Source organism: Paenibacillus sp. FSL L8-0436 (assembly GCF_038593025.1).
Taxonomy (GTDB): domain Bacteria; phylum Bacillota; class Bacilli; order Paenibacillales; family Paenibacillaceae; genus Paenibacillus_AQ.
This window is the reverse complement of the sequence record NZ_CP151955.1, coordinates 549003-571094: the sequence shown is the minus strand read 5'-3', so window position 1 is coordinate 571094 and position 22092 is coordinate 549003. Positions and strand designations below refer to the sequence as shown.

At 50.8% G+C, this 22092-nt stretch carries 18 protein-coding genes and 1 pseudogene; 5 read left to right on the top strand and 14 right to left on the bottom strand.

Annotation, left to right across the window (positions count from 1 at the left end; all coding sequences use genetic code 11):
• Nucleotides 1–238: 238 nt before the first annotated feature.
• The gene (locus NSS79_RS02670) at nucleotides 239–2695 is read right to left on the bottom strand and encodes a TIM-barrel domain-containing protein (RefSeq protein ID WP_342438180.1); all 2457 of its coding nucleotides are present in this window, start codon (nucleotides 2693–2695) and stop codon (nucleotides 239–241) included.
• A gap of 213 nt (nucleotides 2696–2908) precedes the next feature.
• Between NSS79_RS02670 and NSS79_RS02665 the strand changes: the two are divergent.
• A pseudogene (locus NSS79_RS02665) lies at nucleotides 2909–3529 on the top strand (TspO/MBR family protein); the annotation flags it as partial.
• Nucleotides 3530–3675: 146 nt separating this feature from the next.
• Here the strand turns inward: NSS79_RS02665 and NSS79_RS02660 are convergent.
• The 5 genes from NSS79_RS02660 to NSS79_RS02640 all read right to left on the bottom strand — a co-directional run bounded on the left by NSS79_RS02660 (nucleotide 3676) and on the right by NSS79_RS02640 (nucleotide 8189).
• On the bottom strand, nucleotides 3676–4056 hold the full coding sequence (locus NSS79_RS02660; protein ID WP_076113717.1) for a RidA family protein: 381 nt from the start codon (nucleotides 4054–4056) through the stop codon (nucleotides 3676–3678).
• A 101-nt stretch (nucleotides 4057–4157) separates the two neighbouring features.
• Complete coding sequence (locus NSS79_RS02655; protein WP_342438179.1) at nucleotides 4158–4820, bottom strand: oxidoreductase; 663 nt, start codon at nucleotides 4818–4820, stop codon at nucleotides 4158–4160.
• Nucleotides 4821–4866: 46 nt separating this feature from the next.
• Nucleotides 4867–6141 carry an MFS transporter gene (locus NSS79_RS02650; protein WP_342438178.1) on the bottom strand — a complete coding sequence of 425 codons (1275 nt, stop codon included), beginning with the start codon at nucleotides 6139–6141 and terminating at the stop codon, nucleotides 4867–4869.
• 118 nt (nucleotides 6142–6259) lie between these two features.
• Entirely contained in the window at nucleotides 6260–7657 is a 1398-nt protein-coding gene (locus NSS79_RS02645; protein ID WP_342438177.1) for an ATP-binding protein, read from the bottom strand.
• A gap of 328 nt (nucleotides 7658–7985) precedes the next feature.
• Nucleotides 7986–8189, bottom strand: a complete 204-nt coding sequence (locus tag NSS79_RS02640; RefSeq protein WP_342438176.1) for a CsbD family protein — start codon at nucleotides 8187–8189, stop codon at nucleotides 7986–7988.
• Nucleotides 8190–8635: 446 nt separating this feature from the next.
• On the opposite strand from NSS79_RS02640, the gene NSS79_RS02635 reads away from it, so the two are divergent.
• The 4 genes from NSS79_RS02635 to NSS79_RS02620 all read left to right on the top strand — a co-directional run bounded on the left by NSS79_RS02635 (nucleotide 8636) and on the right by NSS79_RS02620 (nucleotide 13173).
• The gene (locus NSS79_RS02635; RefSeq protein WP_342438175.1) at nucleotides 8636–9544 is read left to right on the top strand and encodes an FMN-binding protein; all 909 of its coding nucleotides are present in this window, start codon (nucleotides 8636–8638) and stop codon (nucleotides 9542–9544) included.
• Nucleotides 9545–9593: 49 nt separating this feature from the next.
• Nucleotides 9594–11474 carry an FAD-dependent oxidoreductase gene (locus NSS79_RS02630; RefSeq protein WP_342438174.1) on the top strand — a complete coding sequence of 627 codons (1881 nt, stop codon included), beginning with the start codon at nucleotides 9594–9596 and terminating at the stop codon, nucleotides 11472–11474.
• 248 nt (nucleotides 11475–11722) lie between these two features.
• On the top strand, nucleotides 11723–12175 hold the full coding sequence (locus tag NSS79_RS02625; protein WP_342438173.1) for a hypothetical protein: 453 nt from the start codon (nucleotides 11723–11725) through the stop codon (nucleotides 12173–12175).
• 17 nt (nucleotides 12176–12192) lie between these two features.
• Nucleotides 12193–13173 (top strand): polyprenyl synthetase family protein, encoded by a 981-nt coding sequence (locus NSS79_RS02620; RefSeq protein WP_342438172.1) that lies wholly within the window; start codon nucleotides 12193–12195, stop codon nucleotides 13171–13173.
• A 969-nt stretch (nucleotides 13174–14142) separates the two neighbouring features.
• On the opposite strand, the gene NSS79_RS02615 is transcribed toward NSS79_RS02620, so the two are convergent.
• The 8 genes from NSS79_RS02615 to NSS79_RS02580 form a co-directional block, all read right to left on the bottom strand.
• Nucleotides 14143–15027 (bottom strand): UbiA-like polyprenyltransferase, encoded by an 885-nt coding sequence (locus NSS79_RS02615; RefSeq protein ID WP_038585336.1) that lies wholly within the window; start codon nucleotides 15025–15027, stop codon nucleotides 14143–14145.
• Nucleotides 15028–15045: 18 nt separating this feature from the next.
• Nucleotides 15046–16344 (bottom strand): aspartate aminotransferase family protein, encoded by a 1299-nt coding sequence (locus NSS79_RS02610; protein WP_342438171.1) that lies wholly within the window; start codon nucleotides 16342–16344, stop codon nucleotides 15046–15048.
• Nucleotides 16345–16488: 144 nt separating this feature from the next.
• The gene (locus NSS79_RS02605; RefSeq protein WP_342438170.1) at nucleotides 16489–18414 is read right to left on the bottom strand and encodes a U32 family peptidase; all 1926 of its coding nucleotides are present in this window, start codon (nucleotides 18412–18414) and stop codon (nucleotides 16489–16491) included.
• 18 nt (nucleotides 18415–18432) lie between these two features.
• Nucleotides 18433–19224: an energy-coupling factor transporter transmembrane component T gene (locus NSS79_RS02600; RefSeq protein WP_342438169.1), complete on the bottom strand. Its 792-nt coding sequence runs from the start codon at nucleotides 19222–19224 to the stop codon at nucleotides 18433–18435.
• Nucleotides 19217–20116, bottom strand: coding sequence for an energy-coupling factor transporter ATPase (locus NSS79_RS02595; protein ID WP_341377159.1), 900 nt, complete (start codon nucleotides 20114–20116; stop codon nucleotides 19217–19219). The genes NSS79_RS02600 and NSS79_RS02595 overlap by 8 nt, the downstream gene beginning before the upstream one ends.
• A complete protein-coding gene (locus NSS79_RS02590) occupies nucleotides 20092–20958 on the bottom strand; it encodes an ATP-binding cassette domain-containing protein (RefSeq protein ID WP_342438168.1) in 867 nt (288 codons plus the stop codon). Before NSS79_RS02590 ends, NSS79_RS02595 begins: the two co-directional genes overlap by 25 nt.
• Nucleotides 20959–20976: 18 nt before the next feature.
• Nucleotides 20977–21540 carry a Gx transporter family protein gene (locus NSS79_RS02585; RefSeq protein ID WP_076113706.1) on the bottom strand — a complete coding sequence of 188 codons (564 nt, stop codon included), beginning with the start codon at nucleotides 21538–21540 and terminating at the stop codon, nucleotides 20977–20979.
• Nucleotides 21524–21907 carry a NusG domain II-containing protein gene (locus NSS79_RS02580; RefSeq protein ID WP_342438167.1) on the bottom strand — a complete coding sequence of 128 codons (384 nt, stop codon included), beginning with the start codon at nucleotides 21905–21907 and terminating at the stop codon, nucleotides 21524–21526. Before NSS79_RS02580 ends, NSS79_RS02585 begins: the two co-directional genes overlap by 17 nt.
• Between the last annotated feature and the right edge of the window lie 185 nt (nucleotides 21908–22092).

Genomic DNA, 22092 nt, shown 5'->3' with positions numbered 1-22092 from the left:
CTTCTCTGCGAGAAATATATTTTAAACTGAATCAACAGATGTGAACCTTAACGGAAGAAATACATAATCCCCCATTATTCCAGAAGTTTTTTTCTTCATCCCTTCATCTTATACGAAAAAGTCCTGATTTAAAAACGTTTCTGTATATTTTCTGCAGATTTTATATTCCGGCACCGTCCGTAATTGAAAAAAACCCGCCAGCAGGCGGGTTCAAGTCGTATCAAAGGGTTCTAAAGTGTTACGGTTGCTGCTCTGCTACGTCCATCCGCAGCTCCCCGCCTTCCGGGTCTTCGTCCACTTGAATAATCACCGCACCGCTCCTGCCATTGCGTGCCCAGCCCCGCCGTCCTTCCTTAAGCTGCTCCAGACTGATTTCGGAGAGTCCTTCCACCGATTGGGTGAAGAAAAACGGATAACAGAGCGCGAAGCGCAGCATCTCCCTGCGGGGCGTAAATTCACGGACTGCATAAGACCAGCTTATCCGCAATGCCCCTGCTTCTCCGGCGGCCTGTACGTTGATTTGCGAATATTGCCCTCTTTTGTACCCGAAGCTGTGCCCGTCATCTTCATACAGGGTAAAAGCAGCCGAGAATCCTTCCTTGGCTTCCGCACCATACAGGTGAAATACCACCGTTTCCTCTGTTTCTTCGAGTGCGTATTGTTTGAGCGGACCTTCGGCGACAAAACTTCCGGCCTTCACATACATCGGCATAATGTTCAGCGGTGCATCTGCGAGGATATGGCGTCCGCCCTCATGAACTTCACCATCCCAATAATCCAGCCAGCACCCTTCAGGCAAATATACCGAGCGATGTTCCGTATCCGGGCGGTAGACAGGGGCGATCAGCACATTTTCCCCGAGCAAAAATTGATCGCACAGGTTGGTCACATAGGGGTCGCGCGGGTACTCCAGAATCAGCGGCCGGATCACGGGAAGCCCACAGCTTTCCGCCTCATGAAAAAGGTTGTAGATATGCGGCATCCAGCGGTAGCGCAGGCCGATGAATTCGCGGAGAATGCCTTCGACCTCCTCACCGAACGACCATGGCTCCTGGCGCAGGGTACCGATGGAGGAATGGTTGCGGCAATAGGGGAAGAAAACGCCCATCTGTGTCCAGCGCACCAGAAGCTGCGCGGAGGTATGGTGGGCGAAGCCGCCGATATCCGGCCCGGAGAAGGCCAGTCCCGAGAGTCCCATATTAAGCACCATAGGTATCGCCATCGCCATATGCTCCCAGAAGCTGCGGTTATCCCCCGTCCATACCGCGGCGTAACGCTGTATCCCGGCATAACCGGCCCGGGTCAGCACAAAGGGGCGCTCTCCCCCCATATGCTCCGCCAAGCCTTCATAGGTTGCTTTGGACATCATCATCCCATACAGGTTATGGTATTCCTCATGTGTAATCGGATGCCCGTTGTTGAAATGCATCACATCCAGATCCATCGTTTTGCTCTCATTAAACACCGCTGGCTCATTCATATCATTCCAGATTCCGTCAATGCCGAGGTCGGTATAGTATTTATGCAGATCGCCCCACCATTCAGCCGTCCGGCTGTCGCTGAAATCAGGGAAGGCGCTGATGCCCGGCCACACCTCGCCGAAGAATATATCGCCTTCCAGCCTGCGGCAGAAATGCTTTTCGAGAACCCCTTGCTTGTACACCTCGTAATTGGGGTCTTTCTTAACGCCGGGATCAACAATCGGTACGATCCGCACACCAAGCTCCTTTAGCTCCGATATCATCTTTTCCGGCTCGGGAAAGTTTACAGGATCAAAGGTGAAGACACGGTATTCATTCATGTAATGAATATCCAGATAAATGACGTCGCAGGGAATCTTCTTCTCACGGAAGGTCCGGGCAAGCTGCAGCACCTCCTGCTGGTTCATATAGCTATAACGCGACTGGTGGTAGCCGATCGCCCATTTAGGCGGAAGCGCAATCCGTCCGGTCAGCGAAGTGTATCTTGTTACAACATCCTTCATTTCGGGACCATTGATAAAGTAGATATCATAAGCTCCAGTGGAGCAGCCGATCGTAAAAGCAACCCCATGGGATCGCATATCAAAATCGCTCCGTCCCGTATTGTCGAGGAATAATCCGTAGGAGAGGTCGCCATGCATATGAATAATCAGCGGAATGGACTCATACAGGGCTTCTATCTCCGGCAAATGTGGCGCAAACACATCGGTATTCCAGTTCGTATAACGCTCCCCGCGTTTGTCGAGAAAGCTGGATTTCTCCCCCAGCCCGTAAAAATGCGAATCCGGCTGCATATCATACTCGGCATGACTGGCCCCGCGCGGATTCCAGCTTGTCAGGTTCTGCTGCATGATGACCTTGCCCTCTATATTTTCCACACGGAGAAGAAACGAGGTTTTCTCAAGGATCAGCCGAATCGCACTGGTAGTGAAGATCAGTGCATCCTCTGTCTCTTCTACCGGGAACAAATGCGGCACGCAGCTCTCCGCCAGCACTGCCGCAGATGTTGTCAGATCTGGAACGCTGCTGCGAAACATCTTCATCCGGAACATTTCATCATTCAAAAAAACAAATACAATCCCGCCGCGCTCCCCGCGGACGATATAAATATTCTCTGAACGTTCCCAGGATTCAATGCTCCCAGGGGTATTCCAGGTTTCTTTCATAACAAGCGGACCCATTTTTTCGGGACGTATTGCTTCGCTGCTCTCCATCGCCTCTTATCCCCCTCCGGCTGTTGCCGCTTTGTTAAAATTTCCTATTCTACTTCTATTACCCCGCTTATGCGGACGGCTATCCGCAGCTTTATGACCTGCAAGTCATTTTTTTGGGTAATATAGTCTTAACCGCTGATAAAGCGGGTATATTCTATGTAGACTCAGACTTCACCGTTATACAATTTACTTAAGTATCATACCTATTTCACACCGGCCGGTTATGCTTTTTCCATCTGGTCGCTGATCTATCTCCTGCTCGCCGGTTTTATCGTATATCAATTCCGCGAGAGCACCGGGTCACGGGATTCGGTTAACTCTTTGGGCATTTGGTTTGTGCTGAGCTGCGTCTTTAATATGGGCTGGCTGTTCCTCTGGCATTATCTTTACATCGAGCTGTCGCTGGTTGCCATGGTGCTCATGCTGATTACACTAATCGTCATCTATCGTAAAACCCGCAGCGTCAACGATCCGACCACAGGCGAAAAATGGCTGATCAAGCTGCCCTTCAGTATTTATCTCGGCTGGATCTCGGTTGCCACAATTGTAAATGTCAGCGTCGTGCTGGAGAAGAACAACTGGGGCGGATTCGGACTCAGTGATCCCGCCTGGGCAGTTATCATGCTCTGCGTAGGCGTACTGCTTGCTGTAATGGTCAGTTTCCCTCACCGGGACAGCATTTATCCACTGGTCTTCGTCTGGGCATTTATCGCGATTGCCCTTGAGCACAGAGACACCGGAAATGTATTCGTGACCGCTTCAGTGGCGGCAGGACTCCTGCTGCTCTACAGCATTTGGCTGATATTTACTTCGCGCCGCCGGAGCAGCTATTAACGCGGTTCCCGGAGTTTCAACAACAGACTGTTTACAGCCCATTCACTGGTCAAAAAAAACCCGTTGCCTGCTTGTACCGGCAACGGGTTTTTGAATTCATTTGATTTCGTTCAGTCAGCTATCGTAATTAACAACTATAAGGCCCATTATTTTTTGCGCGCTACCGCTTCGATCTCCACAAGACCATCCTTCGGCAGTCGTGCAACTTCAACCGCACTGCGGGCAGGATAAGGTTCTGTAAAGAAACTGCTGTACACTTCATTCACAGCTGCAAAGTCATTCATATCCTTGAGATACACGGTCGTCTTCACAACATGATCCAGCGATGCGCCGGCCTCTTCCAAAATGGCCTGCACGTTGCTTAGCGACTGGCGTGCCTGCTCCTGTACACTTTCCGCAAGTTCTCCAGTTTCCGGATTCAGACCCAGCTGTCCTGAAGTGTATACCCAGTTTCCGGCTACAATCGCCTGACTATATGGCCCGATGGCTCCTGGGGCTTTGGTTGTAGCAACCTGTTTTTTACTCATGATATGCTCCTCCTGTGGGTACACGACATTAATGTCATGATGTACATATGAATTTATGTCCCATTGTACGTGCTGCACTCTGTTTAATGCAAACTTCCCTTCTAGCGGCGACCAATAACATGTATCACATCATTGGGATAAACATGTACGCCGCCTGTGTTGGCAAGTGCAATATTCACCATTGCTTTCGCCACTTTGGCACCGGGGATAGCCCGGTACTTCGCTGCTTTGCCGACCATTGCAAAATCAAGTGCCTTCATCACCACGGCAGCAGCACGTTCTCCCAGCCTGAATTCCTGACGTTCTCCCAGCAGCAATGAGGGCCTGAACAGGTGCAGGCCATGAAACCCGGCGGCGATTAACCCCTCTTCCGTCCGGCCCTTGGTACGGCTGTAGAAATTGCGAGATTTGGCGCTGGCCCCCATGGAGGAAACCGCCAGAAACTGCCTCACACCACATTCTTTGGCAATTGCAGCGGCCGCAAGCGGATACTGCAAATCCACACGTTCAAATTGCTCCTGTGAGCCTGCCTTTTTAATCGTGGTGCCCAGGCAGCAGAAGACAGCATAGGCCCCGCTGAATTGTTCCTTATATTGCCCAAGCTTTTCCCAGTCAATACTGGTTTGCTTCAGCTTGGGATGCTGCAGTTCCAGCGGACGGCGGACCAGCACCCGGACCTCATCCCAATCCCCGGTTAGCAGTTCCCCGGTAACTGCCTTGCCTACCAAACCGGTCGCTCCCAGCACTACGGCTATTCTAGTCACGTAATCCCTCCTTTGCTGTGGCACTGCAAATGTTTATATGATAAGTCTATTCATCTCTGAGAATACGGCGTCCCAGCAGCAGCGCCAGGGCGATCATCAGCACCCCGACAACCAGCTGCATGCCATAGACCTGCGTCCAGCGGGGCCATTCAGCGATCCATTCGTAAATTCTGCCCCCGATCAGCGGCCCGAAAAAAGCAGCCAGACCTGTAAGCGCCGCATACATTGCCATATACATTGGCCGTTCCTTTTTCGGCGTATCCCCGATAATGAAGTTAAAGGCCAGCTGGTTGAAGCCGCCTACCCCCATGCCGAATACGATATGGGCCGCAAACAGAACCGGCAGCATCGGGAGCACGGAGAGCATACCCCACAGCAGCGAGGATGTCGCGATAATCGGCAGTGTCCAGAGCAGCAGGCGCTTATTGCTGTATTTTGCATTCAAATTGCCCCACACGTAGAAGCTGGCCATCATAAAGAGGGTCTGCGACACGTTCAGCAGCGACAAGGTCTCATAATTGATATGGAGAAGCTGCAGCATCACATAGGAATAAAGCGGAACCGTAAGGTTCTGCAGCAGCAGCCAGGCGGACAGAAATAAGGTTGATTTCATAAACAGCGTATCATGTAGCGGTTTCCTGAACATCGGCAGAAAGTCCTTCTCCTCTGATTTCTCAAAAGGCACATCCGGATAGAAGAAGAAGACGATGATGTTCGAAATAGAGAATATCCATACCACGATATATAAAATAAGGAAGCCATGCCCGCCGGGATACCGGTCAAGAACAATCCCGCCGCCATACATCACAAGGCTCCCCAAAGCGTTCAGGAAGGTGTTGCGGATGCCAAAATACCGGCCTCTCACACGGGCAGGGACGAGATCGCTGATGACTGAGCTCCACAGCACACCACCCGCCGTGTTAGCAAGGAAAGCGATTGTATATAACACTATAAATGCAATAACCCAATGCTCTTTAGGAAAGATGAACGGTACAAGTCCGGTTGAACCCCACAGCAATCTGTGCAAGCCGATAAAAGTTACCATAGCCCACTTGCGGCTTGGCAGCTTCTGGATCAGAAAGGCTACGCCTATTTGCGCAACATTGACCAGGGTAGTAAGCGCCAGTACAAAACCAATCTGGCTGGAGGTGGCTCCTAAATATAATAGAAAGCCGGTCAGAAACTGACCTTGCAGCAGCACCTGGAAGATAGTAGACGGTATCCCCTCGAATGTAGCGATCTGCAGATTCTTGCGTTGTACCGAGGCTTTACGGATACGCTTTGGGCGAATGCCGGGCAGCCTGTTTCTCATGATGTTCATGGGGGTATTAACACTCCTTAGATGCGGCGTTTGCTTCATTCTACTCCGCATCATCGTCCTGTCAATACACCAAAATCACAAATTAAATTGGAGCAGAACTCCACCGCAGCGCGGAGCCTTACAAGGGCAAATAAAGGGAGAATTGACTGCCCTGATCCTCCTGGCTCTGTAAAGTGATGAATCCGCCAAGCAGTCTGGCCAGATCATTGCTGATGGACAGTCCCAGCCCTGTTCCGCCATATTTCCTTCCAATAGTCTGATCCGCCTGTTGAAAGGCTTCAAAGATGATATCATGCTTCTCTGCGGCTATTCCGATGCCGCTGTCTTCCACGTCAAAAACAATCCAGCGCCGCTCGAGCGCCCCCTCCTTACGCTCCAGTGTGCGGATGGTTAAGGAGACATGCCCCGACACTGTGAACTTAATGGCATTAGAGAGCAGGTTACGGAGAATCTGCTGCACCCGCTGGGGGTCTGAATGAATGACCAGCGGCACGTCATCATGCAGTTCGATGTTGAACTCCAGCCCCTTTTGTCTGGCTGATACACTGAACTGCACAGCCAGCAGTTCAGGGATTTCACTGACATTCAAATCTTCCTTAAGAATATCAAGCTTGCCTGCTTCTACCTTCGACATGTCCAGAATATCATTGATCAGCGTCAGCAAATCCTCCCCCGAACGGTGAATGATCCCGGCATATTCGGCCATTTCCTCCGGAGTCAGCGATGCCTCATTTTCTTCTATTAATTGTGATAGATTAATGATACTGTTCAGCGGTGTTCTAAGCTCATGCGACATATTAGCCAGAAACTCCGACTTGTACTGGGAGGCCATCATCAGCTGCTCAGCTCTCTTCTCCAATACGATCTTATTCTTATGCAGCTCCTCCGTCTGGGCAGAGAGCAGCTCATTCGCTCTGACAACCTGTCCGTTACGCAGCAGCTCTAATTGGAAGTCACGGATAATCAGCGCGAACAGTATGCTTAGACCCAGCCCGGCGGGCAACGTAACCGGCATAATATCCGTTATGTATTCCCGGGCAGGTATAACTCCAAAAATGGTGATATTGATTACGTTCATTAGGTTAACTACGATAATAGTGACTAGCCCTTTGTTCATCATGGAAGCGGTGGTACGCCGTATCCAGAAGCTCAGGCCCGCGCAGACGAAACCCAGGATAGATAAATTCAGCACTCCTACCACTGCTGCTTCATTAATGCCGAAGGTTAACCTCGTGAGCCCGGTTCCTACACCAATAATAATAAGGATGAAGGGATGCGGGTAAGCCAGAGTAGAAATAATGAGCGGCACAAACCGCAAATCAAAGATAACGTGCTCTTCCAGTCTGTACCCGAAGAAGGAGCTGATCCAGCCGGCAAAGATAGCGAGCAGCACCCAACTAACCTTTTTAACCCGTTCCGGAGCATATGTAATTGTGTGTTTATATATTAAATTCGCCAGATAAGCCAATGTTATGAGAAGGGCTGTGTTTATAAAAAATATCTTCAAATACTCCATAGCTTCACTCCTACATCATTTATGTAATAGCAAACATCCTTATCTATACTATCACAGTGGCGAATTGAATTCATGAAACTACAGCTTTATTGCTGTATATCCGGACAATGCGCGAAGCTAGTTTCTTACAATTAAAGAAGAGCGCAAATGAACAGGAGCGCAAATCAAATGCGATTTGCGCTCCTGTCTTTCAGCTCTCTTCCAGCTCTATAGTAGGCTCTTCCAGGTCATATTCGGCTTGTGTCCACATCTCTGCATCCTGAATCGTCCATAAGACACCGCCTGTTCATGAATATGGGATTACCCTGTCACGAGGCCTGATTGTCCGCTAGCTGCGGAACGACTTCTCCCAGGTGTTATATTCCGCCTCTGCAGCATCCTTGGTATGTCCGTAACGTTCCTGCAATTTACCGACCAGTTTATCCTTCTCGCCGTCAATTACGTCAAGATCATCGTCAGTAAGCTTGCCCCACTGCTTTTTGGCTTCACCTTTAAGCTGCAGCCACTTTCCTTTAACCACATTGTTATCCATTACATGTCATCTCCTTATCCTTATTTAGGTATCGTTTAGAAGCTCATGTCTAGTAAATACTTAACCGTGCTCCCCGGAGATGAATCTGGACAGTCTGCGGAATGAAGTCGTATTTTGTCACATAATAGTCTTTTAAAATGGGTATCAATATATTTTAAAAATTGATATAATCCAAATGTAAATTAATTTTTTGTTCATTAAGTGATTATTTTCACATGATATTTTCTTCCCTTGTGCTAAAATGCCATCGAAGTAGAAACAAGATGTCTAAATTTTTTTCTAATGCTGACCGATATATGTCAAGGTAATGCTACAACTAGGGTCTAAAGCCTTGGGTACACGTGACATATGTCATTTATAAAGTGATTTTTGTCACTTCCAACGACTATTAAAATGTTTTACATTTTAATATATATATTTTAAACTATTTTTGGAGGTCATATCAAATGAAAAAAGCTTCTGTAATCTTGTCGAGCGCTCTTGTACTCGGTACTCTGCTCGCGGGTTGTGGCAACAACAATGATGCTAACAACGCTGCACCAACAAATGCTCCTGTAGAATCTACTGCACCAGCTACCAACTCCGGCAGCAACACTGCTGGAACAGAGACTGGAAAATACAAGGACGGTACTTACTTCGGAACTATTGAAGCTGATGCAGAAACCGGCTGGCAAACCTACGCCCTGCTGACTGTAGAAGGCGGAAAAATCACCAAAGCTGATTGGAATGCTTTTAACGTTAAAAACGCAGGCGATCTGAAGAAAAAAGTTTCTGAAGATGGTAAATACGGTTTGGTTGAAAAGGGCGGGGCTCAATCCGAATGGCATGAGCAAGCAGCTAAAGCCGAGGCTTACCTGATCGAAAAACAAGATCCAGCAGCAATCACTGTTGATGCTGAAGGACATACAGATGCAATCTCCGGTGTATCCGTACATGTAAATGACTTTGTCGCTGCTGCTCAAGCTGCACTTGCTGCCGGTCCTGCCGAAGCTGGTGCTTACAAAGATGGCGGATATCATGCAGAAGGCGAAATGGATAAAGAATCCGGCTGGAAATCCACAGTTGACCTGACTGTTGCAAACGGAAATGTTGTTGCTGTTAAATTCAGCGGTTTGAATGCTGCTGGCGACGATAAGAAACAATTCTCTGTAGACGGCAAATACGGCATGAAAGCCGGCGGGGCTTCTGCTGAATGGCATGAAGAAATCGCATTGGCTGAAAAGTATTTCCTTGAAAACAAAGGTGCTGCTCCTACTTTGGATGCCGAAGGCAAAACAGATGCCATTTCCGGCGTATCTATCCACGTAGGTGAATACTTTACACTGGCAGAAAAAGCACTCGAAGGCGCGAAATAATAATTCGCACTCCTCTTGCAGCTAATCAGACGAATGAGGTGAGTTTCTCTTGAAGAAAATAGTCATTTTGGGCGGCGGCTACGGCGGCGTACTCACGGCTAAGAAACTGGCAAAGAAATTTAAGAACGACAAAGATGTAGAAATCAAACTGATCGACCGGAATCCCTATCACACTCTATTGACTGAGCTGCATGAGGTTTCAGCGAACCGCGCGCCCGAGGATTCAATTAAGATTGATCTGAAGAAAATCTTTGCAGGTCTTAAAGTAGATGTAGTTCTTGATGAGATCAGCAACATTGATTTCAAGAACAAGAAGCTTAAATCCGACAAAGCTACCTATGCTTATGATTACCTGGTAATCGGCACAGGCAGCAAACCTACTTTCTTCGGGATACCGGGAGCTGAAGAGAATACCTTCTCCTTCTGGTCCTATGACGACGCGGTTGCGCTCAAACGTCAAATCCGCGACATGTATACCAAAGCGGCTCAAGAAAAAAATGCGGCTGTACGCCGTTCCATGCTGACCTTCGTTATTATCGGCGCCGGCTTTACGGGTGTCGAGCTGGTTGGGGAAATGGCCGAACAACGCGAAGAATTGTGCAAAGAGTTCTACATCGACCCATCTGAAGTGCGGCTGATTGTAGCCGATATGGCTCCTAAGATTCTGCCTATCCTGCCGGATAAGCTGATCCAGAAAGCAGAAGCCCGCCTTCGCAAGATGAATGTAGAAATCGTTACAGGCGCCAAGATCACCGAGGTAGGCAAGGGCAGTGTGGCTCTCGGTGAGAAAAACATCGTGGATGCACAGACCATCGTCTGGACAGCCGGTGTTGAAGGCTCGGAAATCGTTGGCAACCTTGAAGTTCAGCAACAAGGACGCAAGCGGATTGTAACGAACGAAAACCTTGAAAGTGTAGACCACAAGAACGTATACGTTGTAGGGGATAACATCTTCTTCATCCCTGAAGGCGAAACACGTCCTGTACCGCAAATGGTTGAGAACGCCGAACAAGCAGCTCCAGTCATTGCCGGCAACATTACCGCCGACATCAAAGGAACTGCCAAGAAGGCTTACAAACCAGGTTTCCACGGTACAATGGTTTCCATAGGCAGCCGCTACGGTGTGGCCAACGTCGGCCTCCCAGGCAAGCTGTTTATGCTTACCGGCTTTATGGCTATGCTCTCCAAACACTTTATCAATATGTTCTACCTGTCCCAGGTTGTTGGTTTCAACAAAGTCTGGACTTATATGATGCATGAGTTCTTCCATGTGGAAAACCGCAAGAGCTTCCTCGGAGGCCACTTCTCCAAACGTTCGCCGAACTTCTGGCTCGTTCCGCTCCGCATGCTTCTCGGGGGTATGTGGCTGTATGAAGGTATCGACAAGCTGAAGAAGATATGGGAAGATCCGGATAAGATTTTCCTGATCCCTGCAGCACCGTTCGCTACAGATGCCGCATCATCGGCCAGCGTTGCCGTAGATGCTGTAAAAGATACAGTGGATGCACAGTCGGCTGCTTCTGCAGTTACGACAGCCAAAGAAGCGGTTGAAGCTTTGCCGGTTCCAGGCTTCGTATATGATATTACGAACTGGTTCATGGATCTAATGTTCTACAACAATGACGGAACTTATACGTTCCTGGCTAAATGGTTCCAAATCGGTATGGTTTGTGCCGAAATCGTCTTTGGTATTATGCTTATCGTAGGTCTGTTCACAGCAATTGCTTCGATCGCTACCATCGGTATGGCCGTCATGATCTGGTCTACGAAGATGGCGTCGACGGAAATGCTCTGGTATGTTGGTGCGGCAATCGCCACAATCGGCGGATCCGGCAGCATCTTCGGTCTGGATTACTACGTTCTTCCTTGGCTCAAAAAGCAGTGGAAAAGGATACCGCTCGTCCGGCGATGGTATCTGTATACCGACTGACGTTAGGCAGGAATGAAATACCGCTGCAGTTGAATATGATGTTCATAAGAGTAATGTGTCCCTAGGACACATTACTCTCCTTATTTACACAGGTGAAAGTATCTTTCACGTCCTAATTTGTATTTGATCTTCCAGCAAGCAGGCAGGCAATGATTCAAGCAAATGCCTGTCTTTGTTTTAAACAATGGTTTTGTAGGGATAATCAAGGCTATGGTTTCTTCCGGCAAAACCGACAAGAAGGAGAGAATATGGTGAACAAACAACTCATTGAAGATACCTTCCGGCTATTACAGACTGAAATGTCACCGATTGCCGGAATTCAGTTGCATCTCTCTCCGGCAGAATGTGAGCAGCTGCTCCCGGTACTGGAACGCCATGATCTGGAATATAACCGCAAAGTCCATTTGCTAGGTATTTACACGATTCTTACCATGGCGGCAGGGCGCCATATGGATTGTGTCCCACATCATCCCGGCCTGACCCGCAACATTTTGGATGGAGACTACTTATACAGCTTCTACCTTCAGTTTGCGGTGAAATGCCGCGAGCTGGATCTGGTTGCATATTTGGCTCCCTCGATCAAAAAAATGCAGATACGGCGTGCAAATGGAGACTTCACGGATCAAAATCCGGTTGCAGGAATTGAAGAATTCCTTCTCCAAGAGCAAAGGCAGCAGAACCGCACAAGCAAAGCCATTTGACAGGTGGGAATCTTACTATGAAGCTGCATGAAGCCTTGAATATAGACATTAATGAAATTAACCGCGAAATTGAAAACCTTGTAGTCCGTGACCGGGATGTGCCGAAAAAGTCACAGCTGGCCCAAAGTATTCTTGAGCTGATCGGCTCAGGCGGAAAACGCCTGCGTCCGCTGATGGTCATTGTGGGCAGCCGTTTCGGACGCAAGTCCCCAGGCCGCAGAGCGCTGCAATTATCCGCTGCTGCTGAGTTTATTCACGCGGCCTCTTTAATTCATGATGATATCATTGACGATGCAGAGCTTCGGCGGGGCGGGGCAGCGCTTCATACCAAAACCGGTGTATTATCCGCTGTGCACATCGGAAACTATATGTCCGCCCGCGTCATTGAGCTCTTAAGCAAATACACAGGTGACAAAAACCGCTACGTCCATGATCTATCCTCCGTAGCCACCGCTCAATTATGCCTGGGTGAATACCAGCAAATGGAGCATGCCTACGATTATGATCTGACGTTTGAACAGTACCTGGAGAAATCACGTAACAAAACAGCGCTGCTGATGGCCACCTGCCTCAGGGTAGGCGCACTGTCCGCTGAAAGCACTGAAGAAGTCGCGAATCTTCTCTATGCCTTCGGTGAAGCGCTCGGAATGTCGTTTCAGATCCAGGATGATCTCTTGGACTTCACCCAATCTGCCGAGGTGCTTGGCAAACCGGCCGGAAGTGACCTTCGCAATGGTCAGGTAACCCTGCCCACTCTCTTTGCACTACAGGACCCGGAGCTGGCCCCTCTCATCCGCAGGATCGGCCCCGGCTCATCCGGGAAGGAAGTCGCCGGGGTACTGGAGCTGATCAACCGCAGCGATGCCTTATCCCGTACCGAGGACGTCAGCCAGAATTACCTGGATCAGGCCTCAGCCATAGTGCAGCAACTTTCCGGCTATCCGGCGAATGCCGACCTGGAGACACTGCTGCAGTACTTCGCGGGACGTGACCGCTGAAGTCCGGCTTAGAGATCCAATGGATGCTGAATGGAGTAAGCCATTACCCTAAATACTATGTTCCACATACAAAAGAGAGCCCCACAGCGCGGGCTCTCTTTTGTATGTATTCAACTGTCATACTATTCTTCGCATCCTCACATACTCAAACTGGGTCTGGATTAGTATCCTTGGCCTTTTTGCTATGCTGAAAAATAAACGCAGCACAGTGTGTGTGCTGAGCGTACTGTGGTCCATGGGCGTCCGTGAGCGTTGAACGTCCATGAGCATGCGTGAGTCTACATGAGCGTGCATGAGTGTGTGTGAGCGTGCAGGAGCGTGCGTGAGCGTTGAACGTCCATGTGTGTGCGTGAGTCTACCTGAGCGTACATGAGCGTGCGTGCGTGAGCGTGTTTAGCAGTGACACTCGCCTATATTCAACTTCTTTTCTTTGTTGTCCAAAGTGCTGCTGTGATTAGCAATCGGACTCCAGCGACGTTATTTCGAGAATTAGCTCAACATCCGTGCTCTATCGGACCGTAGTGCAGTTATATTGCATTTTCGAAGACCATTTTGCTGCTTCCTGCGGGAATAAGGTCTCTCCAGTCCGCGTGCAAAGAAAATGAGCTAAGATCAGGTGAATAGCGTCTCCTTAGTCCGGATACAGGAATAATGGAAAGCTGTCTGCTTTGAATCCTCCTTCCCCACGCAAAAAAAGCGCGTCAGCCTAAGCTTTCCGCGCTCTTCTGCCACCCCCCGCTGGGTAGGCATGTTGTTTTTTTTGTGTTAGCCTTACGGGGTGCCAAGGCGGATTAGGACGCGGAGCGGAGGGGAAGTTTGGAACTGGAGGAGCGTTAGCGCCCGCCTTTATGTTTGGATTTCTACCGCAGACAGCGGAACAAAATTAGGAAATCCAAACATAACAGCGGCCGGAAGTCCAAACATTCACTGGAGCGCAGCCTCTCCTAATCGCCCGCCGCTTCCATACCCCTAGCTAACGTAAAAATAATCAATCAGCGTACACAGCAATATCACCATACTGATCACCTGATTCAAATTATAAGAAGCCACCTTCATCAGCTTCCGGTTCGACGGCTTGATGATCTTATGCTCCGCCATCAGGAGCAGCGTGGCAATACCGATGCCCACAAGATACATCCAGCCCAGATCACGCCAGAGATAGAGGAACAGCAGCAGCAGGATCATAATGAAATGCAGGCCTTTGGAGATCCGCAGTGCATTTTCGAGTCCGAAGAAGCTGGGGATCGACCACAACCCGTGCCGCCGGTCAAAGTCGATATCCTGGGTGCCGTAAATGATGTCAAAGCCGGCAATCCAGAGCATCACGACTGTACCAATCACAAACGGCGTAAAAGCAATATTCCCTGTCACAGCGAACCAGGCGCCGATCGGTGCCGAGGCAATGACGAAGCCCAGGTACAGATGGCTGAGAAAGGTAAAGCGTTTCGTGTAGGAGTAAGTAGAGATCAGGACAATGGCCACTGGCGACAGCAGCAGACAAAGCAAGTTCAGCATCCCGGCAGCGACTATAAACAGCGCGTAGTTGATGACAATGAACAGGATGACTTCCTTCTCCGCGAGCAGCCGCTGCGGCAGATGGCGGTGCGCCGTGCGCGGGTTCTGTTTGTCAAAGGTGCGGTCCACCAGCCGGTTAAAGGCGTTCGCGCCGTTGCGTGCCCCGATTAAGGCAATTAGCCCCCACAGCATCATATGGCCGGAGGGCCATCCCCCGGCAGCCCACACCATCGAGATGATCGCAAACGGCAGCGAAAAGAGCGTATGCGAGAACATAACCAGTTCGCTGAACATTTTCAGCTTGAGCGCGGTGGTTTTGAAAGCATTCAATATAACCATATCATTCTTCCTTTATCTTCATTTCCTGTGAGGGTGTGAGGCTTGAAGCAGCACTTCATTTAGTGCTTTTATCATACCATCAATATCCTCCGCTGTAACGATCAGCGGCGGTTGAAAGGCGAGAACATTGCGGTTCACACCGTTTTTGCCGATCAAATAGCCACGGTCCTTCATCTCTTCCAGCACATCGTCCGTCAGCTCTGCCGCAGGAACGGCGTCGCTGCCAGCCAGCTCCGCCCCTAGCATCAAGCCGGTACCCCGCACGTCGGAGATCAGTGCCGGATAACGCTCCTGCAGCTGCTGCAGACTGCGCTTCAGCCGCTCTCCAAGCTCTGCCGCCCGCTCCGCCAGCCGCTCGCCCTCAATATAATCCAATACGGCCAATGCCGTAGCCGCCGAAACAGGATTGCCTCCGAAGGTAGAGGCTGAAGGCCGGTTCAACGAGGCGGCAATTTCATCCGTAGTCGCGAAGGCAGCCACCGGAACCCCGTTGCCCAGCGCCTTGGCCATGCTGATGATATCCGGAACCACACCGAAATGCTCCATGGCGAACATGGCTCCGGTGCGGCCGTAGCCGGTCTGAATCTCATCATCAATAAGCAGCACACCGTATTGGTCCAGCAGCGCCTTGACTTCGCGGAAATACCAGGAGACCGGCATAATCATGCCGCCATTGCCCTGAATCGGTTCGACGATCATCGCAGCAATGTGGCTGCCTTTCTCCTGCAGCACATGTTCGAGGTTCTGGAGCGACCGCGCCCCGGCCTCTTCCAGCGTAAGTTCAGGATCATACGGGCGTGTAATGAACGTTACGTCCTCATCCAGATATTTGTCGGTTCTCCACATTTGGAGGCCGGTGACGCTCATCGTGAGATTAGTCCGGCCGTGCAGCCCGCTTTCCAGGGCAATGAACCCTTTGCGTCCGGTATGCATTCGGGCCAGGAGCAAAGCCCCTTCATTGGCCTCTGAGCCGCTGTTGACGAAGAAGGTCCGGCGCAAGCTGCCCGGCAGCAGCTGTTCGAGCCGTTCCGCCAAGTCCACACCCGGCTGTGTTAGGTAGACCGTGGACGTGTGCTGGAGCTGCTGAAGCTGCTTGATCGTGCGGGCTGTAATCGCCGGGTTGCAGTGACCACAGGCCACGACGGATACCCCGGCGAAAAAGTCCGTATATTGCTTGCCGTTCTCATCATAGACAAACTGCATGCTTCCGCGCACCAATTGCGGGGCATCACGGTAAAAGTGTGCGGTGCAGGGATAGAAATACTGCTTTCTTTTAGCGGCTACCCCATCTCTTCCAATGAATTGCTGTTGTTCCATCTATGGTCCCTCTCCTTCTGCTGCTTCTCTATAACTCTCTTAATATGGAAAATAAATCAGTACAAGAGTTTGTGAAAAAAATAACTTATCACTCTAGCATTTATCGTTAAAATTGCTATCCAGAAACCCTTAAAAATTTAAATATCAATTAAACTGCAGCGAACCCAGGGTATAACCTGCGTACACCGGCTTCAAACCGCCGAGCAGCTCTTCCTTTTCCAAAGAACCGTTGATTGCTGCCTGATAAGCCTTAATAATACCGCGCAGCTCTTCCACCCTATAGGTCGCTCCTTCAATCCGCAAGCTGGCAATACCAAGGCCCTTCATCTCCTCCACCATAGGCAGATAGCAAAGCTCCTTGGAGAACAGCAGGTGGCAGCGGCCATATTGGTCACGATACACCGGATTCTCGCCTTTATCCGTCTTCAGCACCAGTACCTCATTGCTTACATACAGGTTGTCTTCTTCACCAATCGGCTCCATCACCTCGGTATTCTCGAACAGATCATGCTCCATGTACATCAGCGCCGGTGTGCCGTGAACGACAACTTCGAGCGGCAACTCGCAGCGGGAGGTAAAGGATGCAAAATGCTCCATCGTCATTTCCGGTGAAACCGTAAGCTTAGCCAGTCCCAGTCCGGCATACAGCCCGGCAGAAAGATGATTGTATACATTCAGATTGGCGTCCCCGATCATCGGGTATCCCGTCTGGGCGAAACGGCGAATCGCTCCAAGGTTCGTAATCAGCAGCCCGTCAATCGGCAGGCGTTCCCCGCTCAGCAGATGATCGTATTGATCAAAATGCAGCTCCGTCATCATCCGCGGCATCCCGAGGTAGAGCTTTGTCTTTCCTTTTAATACGCCAAGTTCCTTAATGTCCTGCTTCGTAAACGGACGGTCCGGCTCAAATACATCACCTGGCAGATATAAATGATCTACACCCAGCTCAAGCACCAGACGGGCCTGCTCCATATTATTCACGCGTACTGCAAGCTCCGGTTTACTTTGCTCACTGCGTCTGCCTTCCGCAAGCCGCTCACGCAGCTGCATTACCCGGTCCGCCGATAGCTCCCGCTCTGCAGTAGGTGTACTGAATACCTTGCCAGTGCTGTAAAATTTGCCTGTACCTTCATAGCGGCGGTTGATGTTTGCCAGTCCCGGCTTGCCAAAAGCATACGCGGTGGAAAAGTCACGTTTCCGGTTTTGGTGCAGCATCTTGGTATCTACGGTACGGTCAAAACCGATTGGATCCTCAATATAACGGTCAATGGCTTCAGCATAGCTGTTCGATAGCATCACCATGAACTCTTTGTCGCGCATCCGGCCCTCAATTTTAAAAGAAGTAATGCCTGACTCAATCAGCTCCGGAAGATGCTCATACATGAACATGTCTTTGACAGCCAGCGGATATTCAGCCGGGAAGACATAGCCGTCTTTCTTGATCCGGTAATCCCAGCGGCAAGGCTTCATGCATTTGCCCCGGTTGCTGCTCATGCCGAAGACCTGGGAGCTGAAGTAGCAGTTCGCCCCGTGCACAGAGCACATATCGCCGTGAATGAAATACTCCAGCTCCATGCCGCTCCGCTGACCCAGCAGCTTTGCCGTCTGCAGATCCATCTCACGCGAGGTCACCACCCGGCTTACCCCAAGATCACGCAGCGCGTAAACCATCTCCAGATTGTGCACATTCATCATCACCGAGGCGTGAACCGGAAGCGTAAGCTCCATCTCGCGGATCAGCTCCAGCACAGCCATATCTTGAACGATCAGTGCATCGGGATGAACTCCGTCGAGAAAACGAAGATACTCTCTGGCTTCCTCCACATCGTCCTCACTGAACAGGTTGTTTACCGTAATATATACTTTTTTGTCCAGGCTGTGGGCGATCGCAAGGGCTTCAATAATCTCCTCATGAGACAGGTTGTAGCCTTTACGCATCATTCTCATGTTCAGCACAGGACCGCCAAAATAGACTGCGTCACATCCTGACTGCACCACTTCCTTGAAAATTTCAAACGTTCCCGCCGGTGCCAGCAGTTCGATTTCCTTACCATTAAAATAACGTGCCATTTTTGTTTCCCCCTAAAATTACAATAATGCTACTGCAACTCCCATGATGATGAACATAGCGACAAAAACAGTATCGGCCCAGCCCCACCTGAGGCGTTGATACCGGCTGCGCGGCGCATCCATGCGGAATCCGCGGGCTTCCATGGAATAGACCAAATCCTGAGCGCGCCGGAAGGCGCTGGAGATTACCGGCACAAGCAGCGAGACGAGCATCCGCCCTTTTTCCTTAAGCGGCAGCTCCTTCAGGTCGGCTCCGCGTGAGGCTTGCGCCTTCATGATGATCTGCGATTCGTCGAGAATCGTCGGAATGAAGCGCAGAGCGATACTGATCATCAGCGTAATGCGTTCCGGCGACAGCCCCAGCTTTTTGAACGGGGTCAGGATGCCCTCCAGACCCCGGTTCAGCTTCGCCGGTTTTGTAGTGAAGGTAAGCAAGGCCGTGAAGGTGATCAGGAAAAACATGCGGATGACGGAAAACGCGGCCAGCCGCAGCCCGCCTTCATGCAGCGAAAAAGAGCCGATAGAGAAAACCGCATCGCCTTCCTTAACGGTCAGGGCTTGAACGACAAAGATAAACAACATTAAATAACGCAGCGGCTTGGCCGCCTTGACGAAATATTTAAGCGATATTCGGGTTGATGACATGACCGCTATCGAAAATACGGCCAGCAGCGCCATCGCCATCCAGGAATGCGACAGTAAAATAACAACTAAATATAAGATCATCCCGATGATCTTGGCCCGGGCATCCAGCTTGTGTACCCAGGAGCCGGTCTCAATGCTGCGCCCGAGCAGCAGCCGATCATTCATAGCTATCCCTCTTTCCTGCAAGGCCCGGGCCTTCCGCTGCTCCAGGCAGCGAAGCAATCAGCTCGGCGAGGCTGCCCGCGGTCAACCGGGGCTTCTCCCCCGCAAGACCGAAGCGGTCGGCAACCGCCCGCCAGTAGCGGAGCGACTGCGGCACCGTCAGGCCGCAGCGTTCCAGAATATCCGAATCGGCAGCAAGCTCCTGGCTGCTGCCCTGAAAAGCCAGTTCGCCTTCCTTAAGCAGCACCCAGCGGTCGGCATAGGGAAGCAGCTCATCCATCCGGTGCGTCACGATGATAATCGTCCGGCCCTGCTCACGGCAGAGCCGCTCCAGCAGCCCGATCAGCTCCGCCCGGCTGATCGGGTCGAGTGTCGCTGTCGGTTCATCCAGCACAACGATATCCGGGTCCATGGCCAGCACCGAAGCGATGGCCGCCTTGCGCATCTGTCCGCCGCTTAGACGGAACGGATTGCGCTCCAGCAGTCCAAGATCCAGCCCCATGTCTGTCATCGCCTTGCGTGTGCGCTCCTTGGCTTCCTCAAGACTCATGCCAAAGTTAAGCGGGCCGAAGCACAGATCCTTCTCTACCGTCTCCTCAAACATCTGCTGCTCGGGAAACTGAAAGACCAGACCGACCCGGCGGCGCAGCGGAAGCAGCTTCGGAGATTTCTCGCCGGCACGGATAGTCACATCAAGGACACTGACCGTCCCCTCCGTCGGCTTCAGGATTCCATTGAACAGCTGCAGAAGTGTCGATTTTCCCGAGCCGGTTGCCCCGGCAATGCCCACCATCGATCCGCTGGGGATGTTAAGATTAATCCCGTGCAGCGCTGTCTGCCTCCAGAGGCTCCGGTCCGCGTAGGTGTAGCTTACTTGTTGTAGTTGTATGGCCATAATGTCTCTATAAGCTCCTTTTCACTGGCGGGAACATCCACCTTGATCCCCAGGTTCTGCAGTTCACGGGCAAGCAGCCAAGGATACGGCTCCCGCAGGTGGCACTTCTCCAGAAGCTCTTCATTCCGGAACAATTCCGCAGGGGTTACATCTGCCGCCAGCCCGCCCCCGTGCAGGGCCAGTACACGATCCGAGGCCAGGATTTCATCGGCATCATGTGTGATCATGAGCAGGGTATAGTTCCCTTCCGCGCGCATATCCTGCAGAATGCCCATCAGCTCGTTCCGGCTTCCTTCGTCCAACATGGAAGAGGCCTCGTCAAAGATGACGATGCCTGGCTTCATGGCTAGAATGGAGGCAATGGCGACCCGCTGCTTCTGGCCTCCCGACAGCTCGCCGGGATGTTTGGCCAGCAGATGGCCGATCCCCAGCTTCATGGCATAGGATTTCAGCCTTTCCTCCATCTCCGCGTAGGGTAAACACAGCCCCTCCAGGCCGAATACGATGTCTTCCTCTACCGTTGCCCCGATAAACTGGTTGTCCGGGTTCTGGAACACCATGCCAATGCACTGACGGATCGTTCCAATATTCTCTTCCTGCAGTTTATGGCCGCAGACGAAGATCTCTCCGGCACTTTTAGGCAGCAGGGCATTCAGCAGCTTGACCAGCGTTGACTTGCCGCAGCCGTTCGGCCCCACGATGCTTACCCATTCCCCCTGCTGGATAGACAGTGTAATATTCTGGAGGATCGGGTGCTCCGGGTTATATCCAAACGATACGCCTGCCAGTGAGATCACTGGCGGTTCCGCTCCAGCTCCCAGCTCATTGTTAAATTCATTCATGTTAGTCATCCTTCCCAGCTAGTGACCCGTTCCGCCCAAGAACTCTTCAAACAGCGATATTTTGGATAACGAGGCTACCACATACCGCACCGCGAAACCGACGACAATCCCCGTCACCACTCCGGTAATCAGCAGCATCGGAAAGTAGTAGAACGTGCTCGATGATTTCAACACTATGGAAGCGGCGAGCAGCTGCCCTGTGTTGTGGGCCAGTCCGCCGGCAATACTGATCCCAATAACACTGAGCCTTTTCCCGCCAAACCGGACGAGCAGGTACATGACTACAAAGCTGAACAAAGAGCCAAATAAGCTGAACAGCAGGCTTGAGAAGGTACCCAGCAAAAAAGCGGTAAGCAAGGTCTTGAGGATTACAAGTACAAATGCGTCACGTGCGCGCAAAAAATAAATGCAGGTCAAAATCATAATGTTGGCAAATCCCAGCTTGGCACCGGGCATCAGCCCCATCCCTGCGAGTGGAATCTGGGCTTCCACAATACTCAGCACAACCGCGACCGCAGCAAAGAGTGCTACAATCACCGTTCTTTTCAGGGCTGTTGAAGACTCACTACTGGACATAGGCATCTATATCATCTCCTCCCGACGCGCCTGCAATTTCTACTAATACCCTGTGCGGCAAACAGACGATCGTCTGCTTGGGCAAGGTAATAAACCCAAAACCTAGGCATACCTTGTCGGGACAGTCGGCGTCATACATTTCAATACCATAATCATGCACTTTTAAAAGGTTATACCCGCGATCGGTACGGACTTCTACCGTTTGATCTTCCTCTGTAAGCTGAACCGTCTTGAACAGCTTGCCGTCCACCATTATATTGGCCACAAGATTTTTCCCCGGGCCGCCTTTATCGTCTGAAAACCACCTCGGTGCAAGAAAAGCGAGAGCGGCAATGAGCACGATGGAAACCAGCAGCACATCTGCGCGTTTCATAAAATTCTCCCTTATTTTTTAATTAAAATCCAGACTTAATAATTATAACGGTCTACCCTCAATCCTTCAATGAATGTAGTCGTTAATTGTCGGTTTTAAAGACCAGTTCACAAAATAGGCACTCAACGAGAAGCGGATACCTCCATAAATTGGATGGTATCCGCTTCCGCAAGAAATATTAGGAT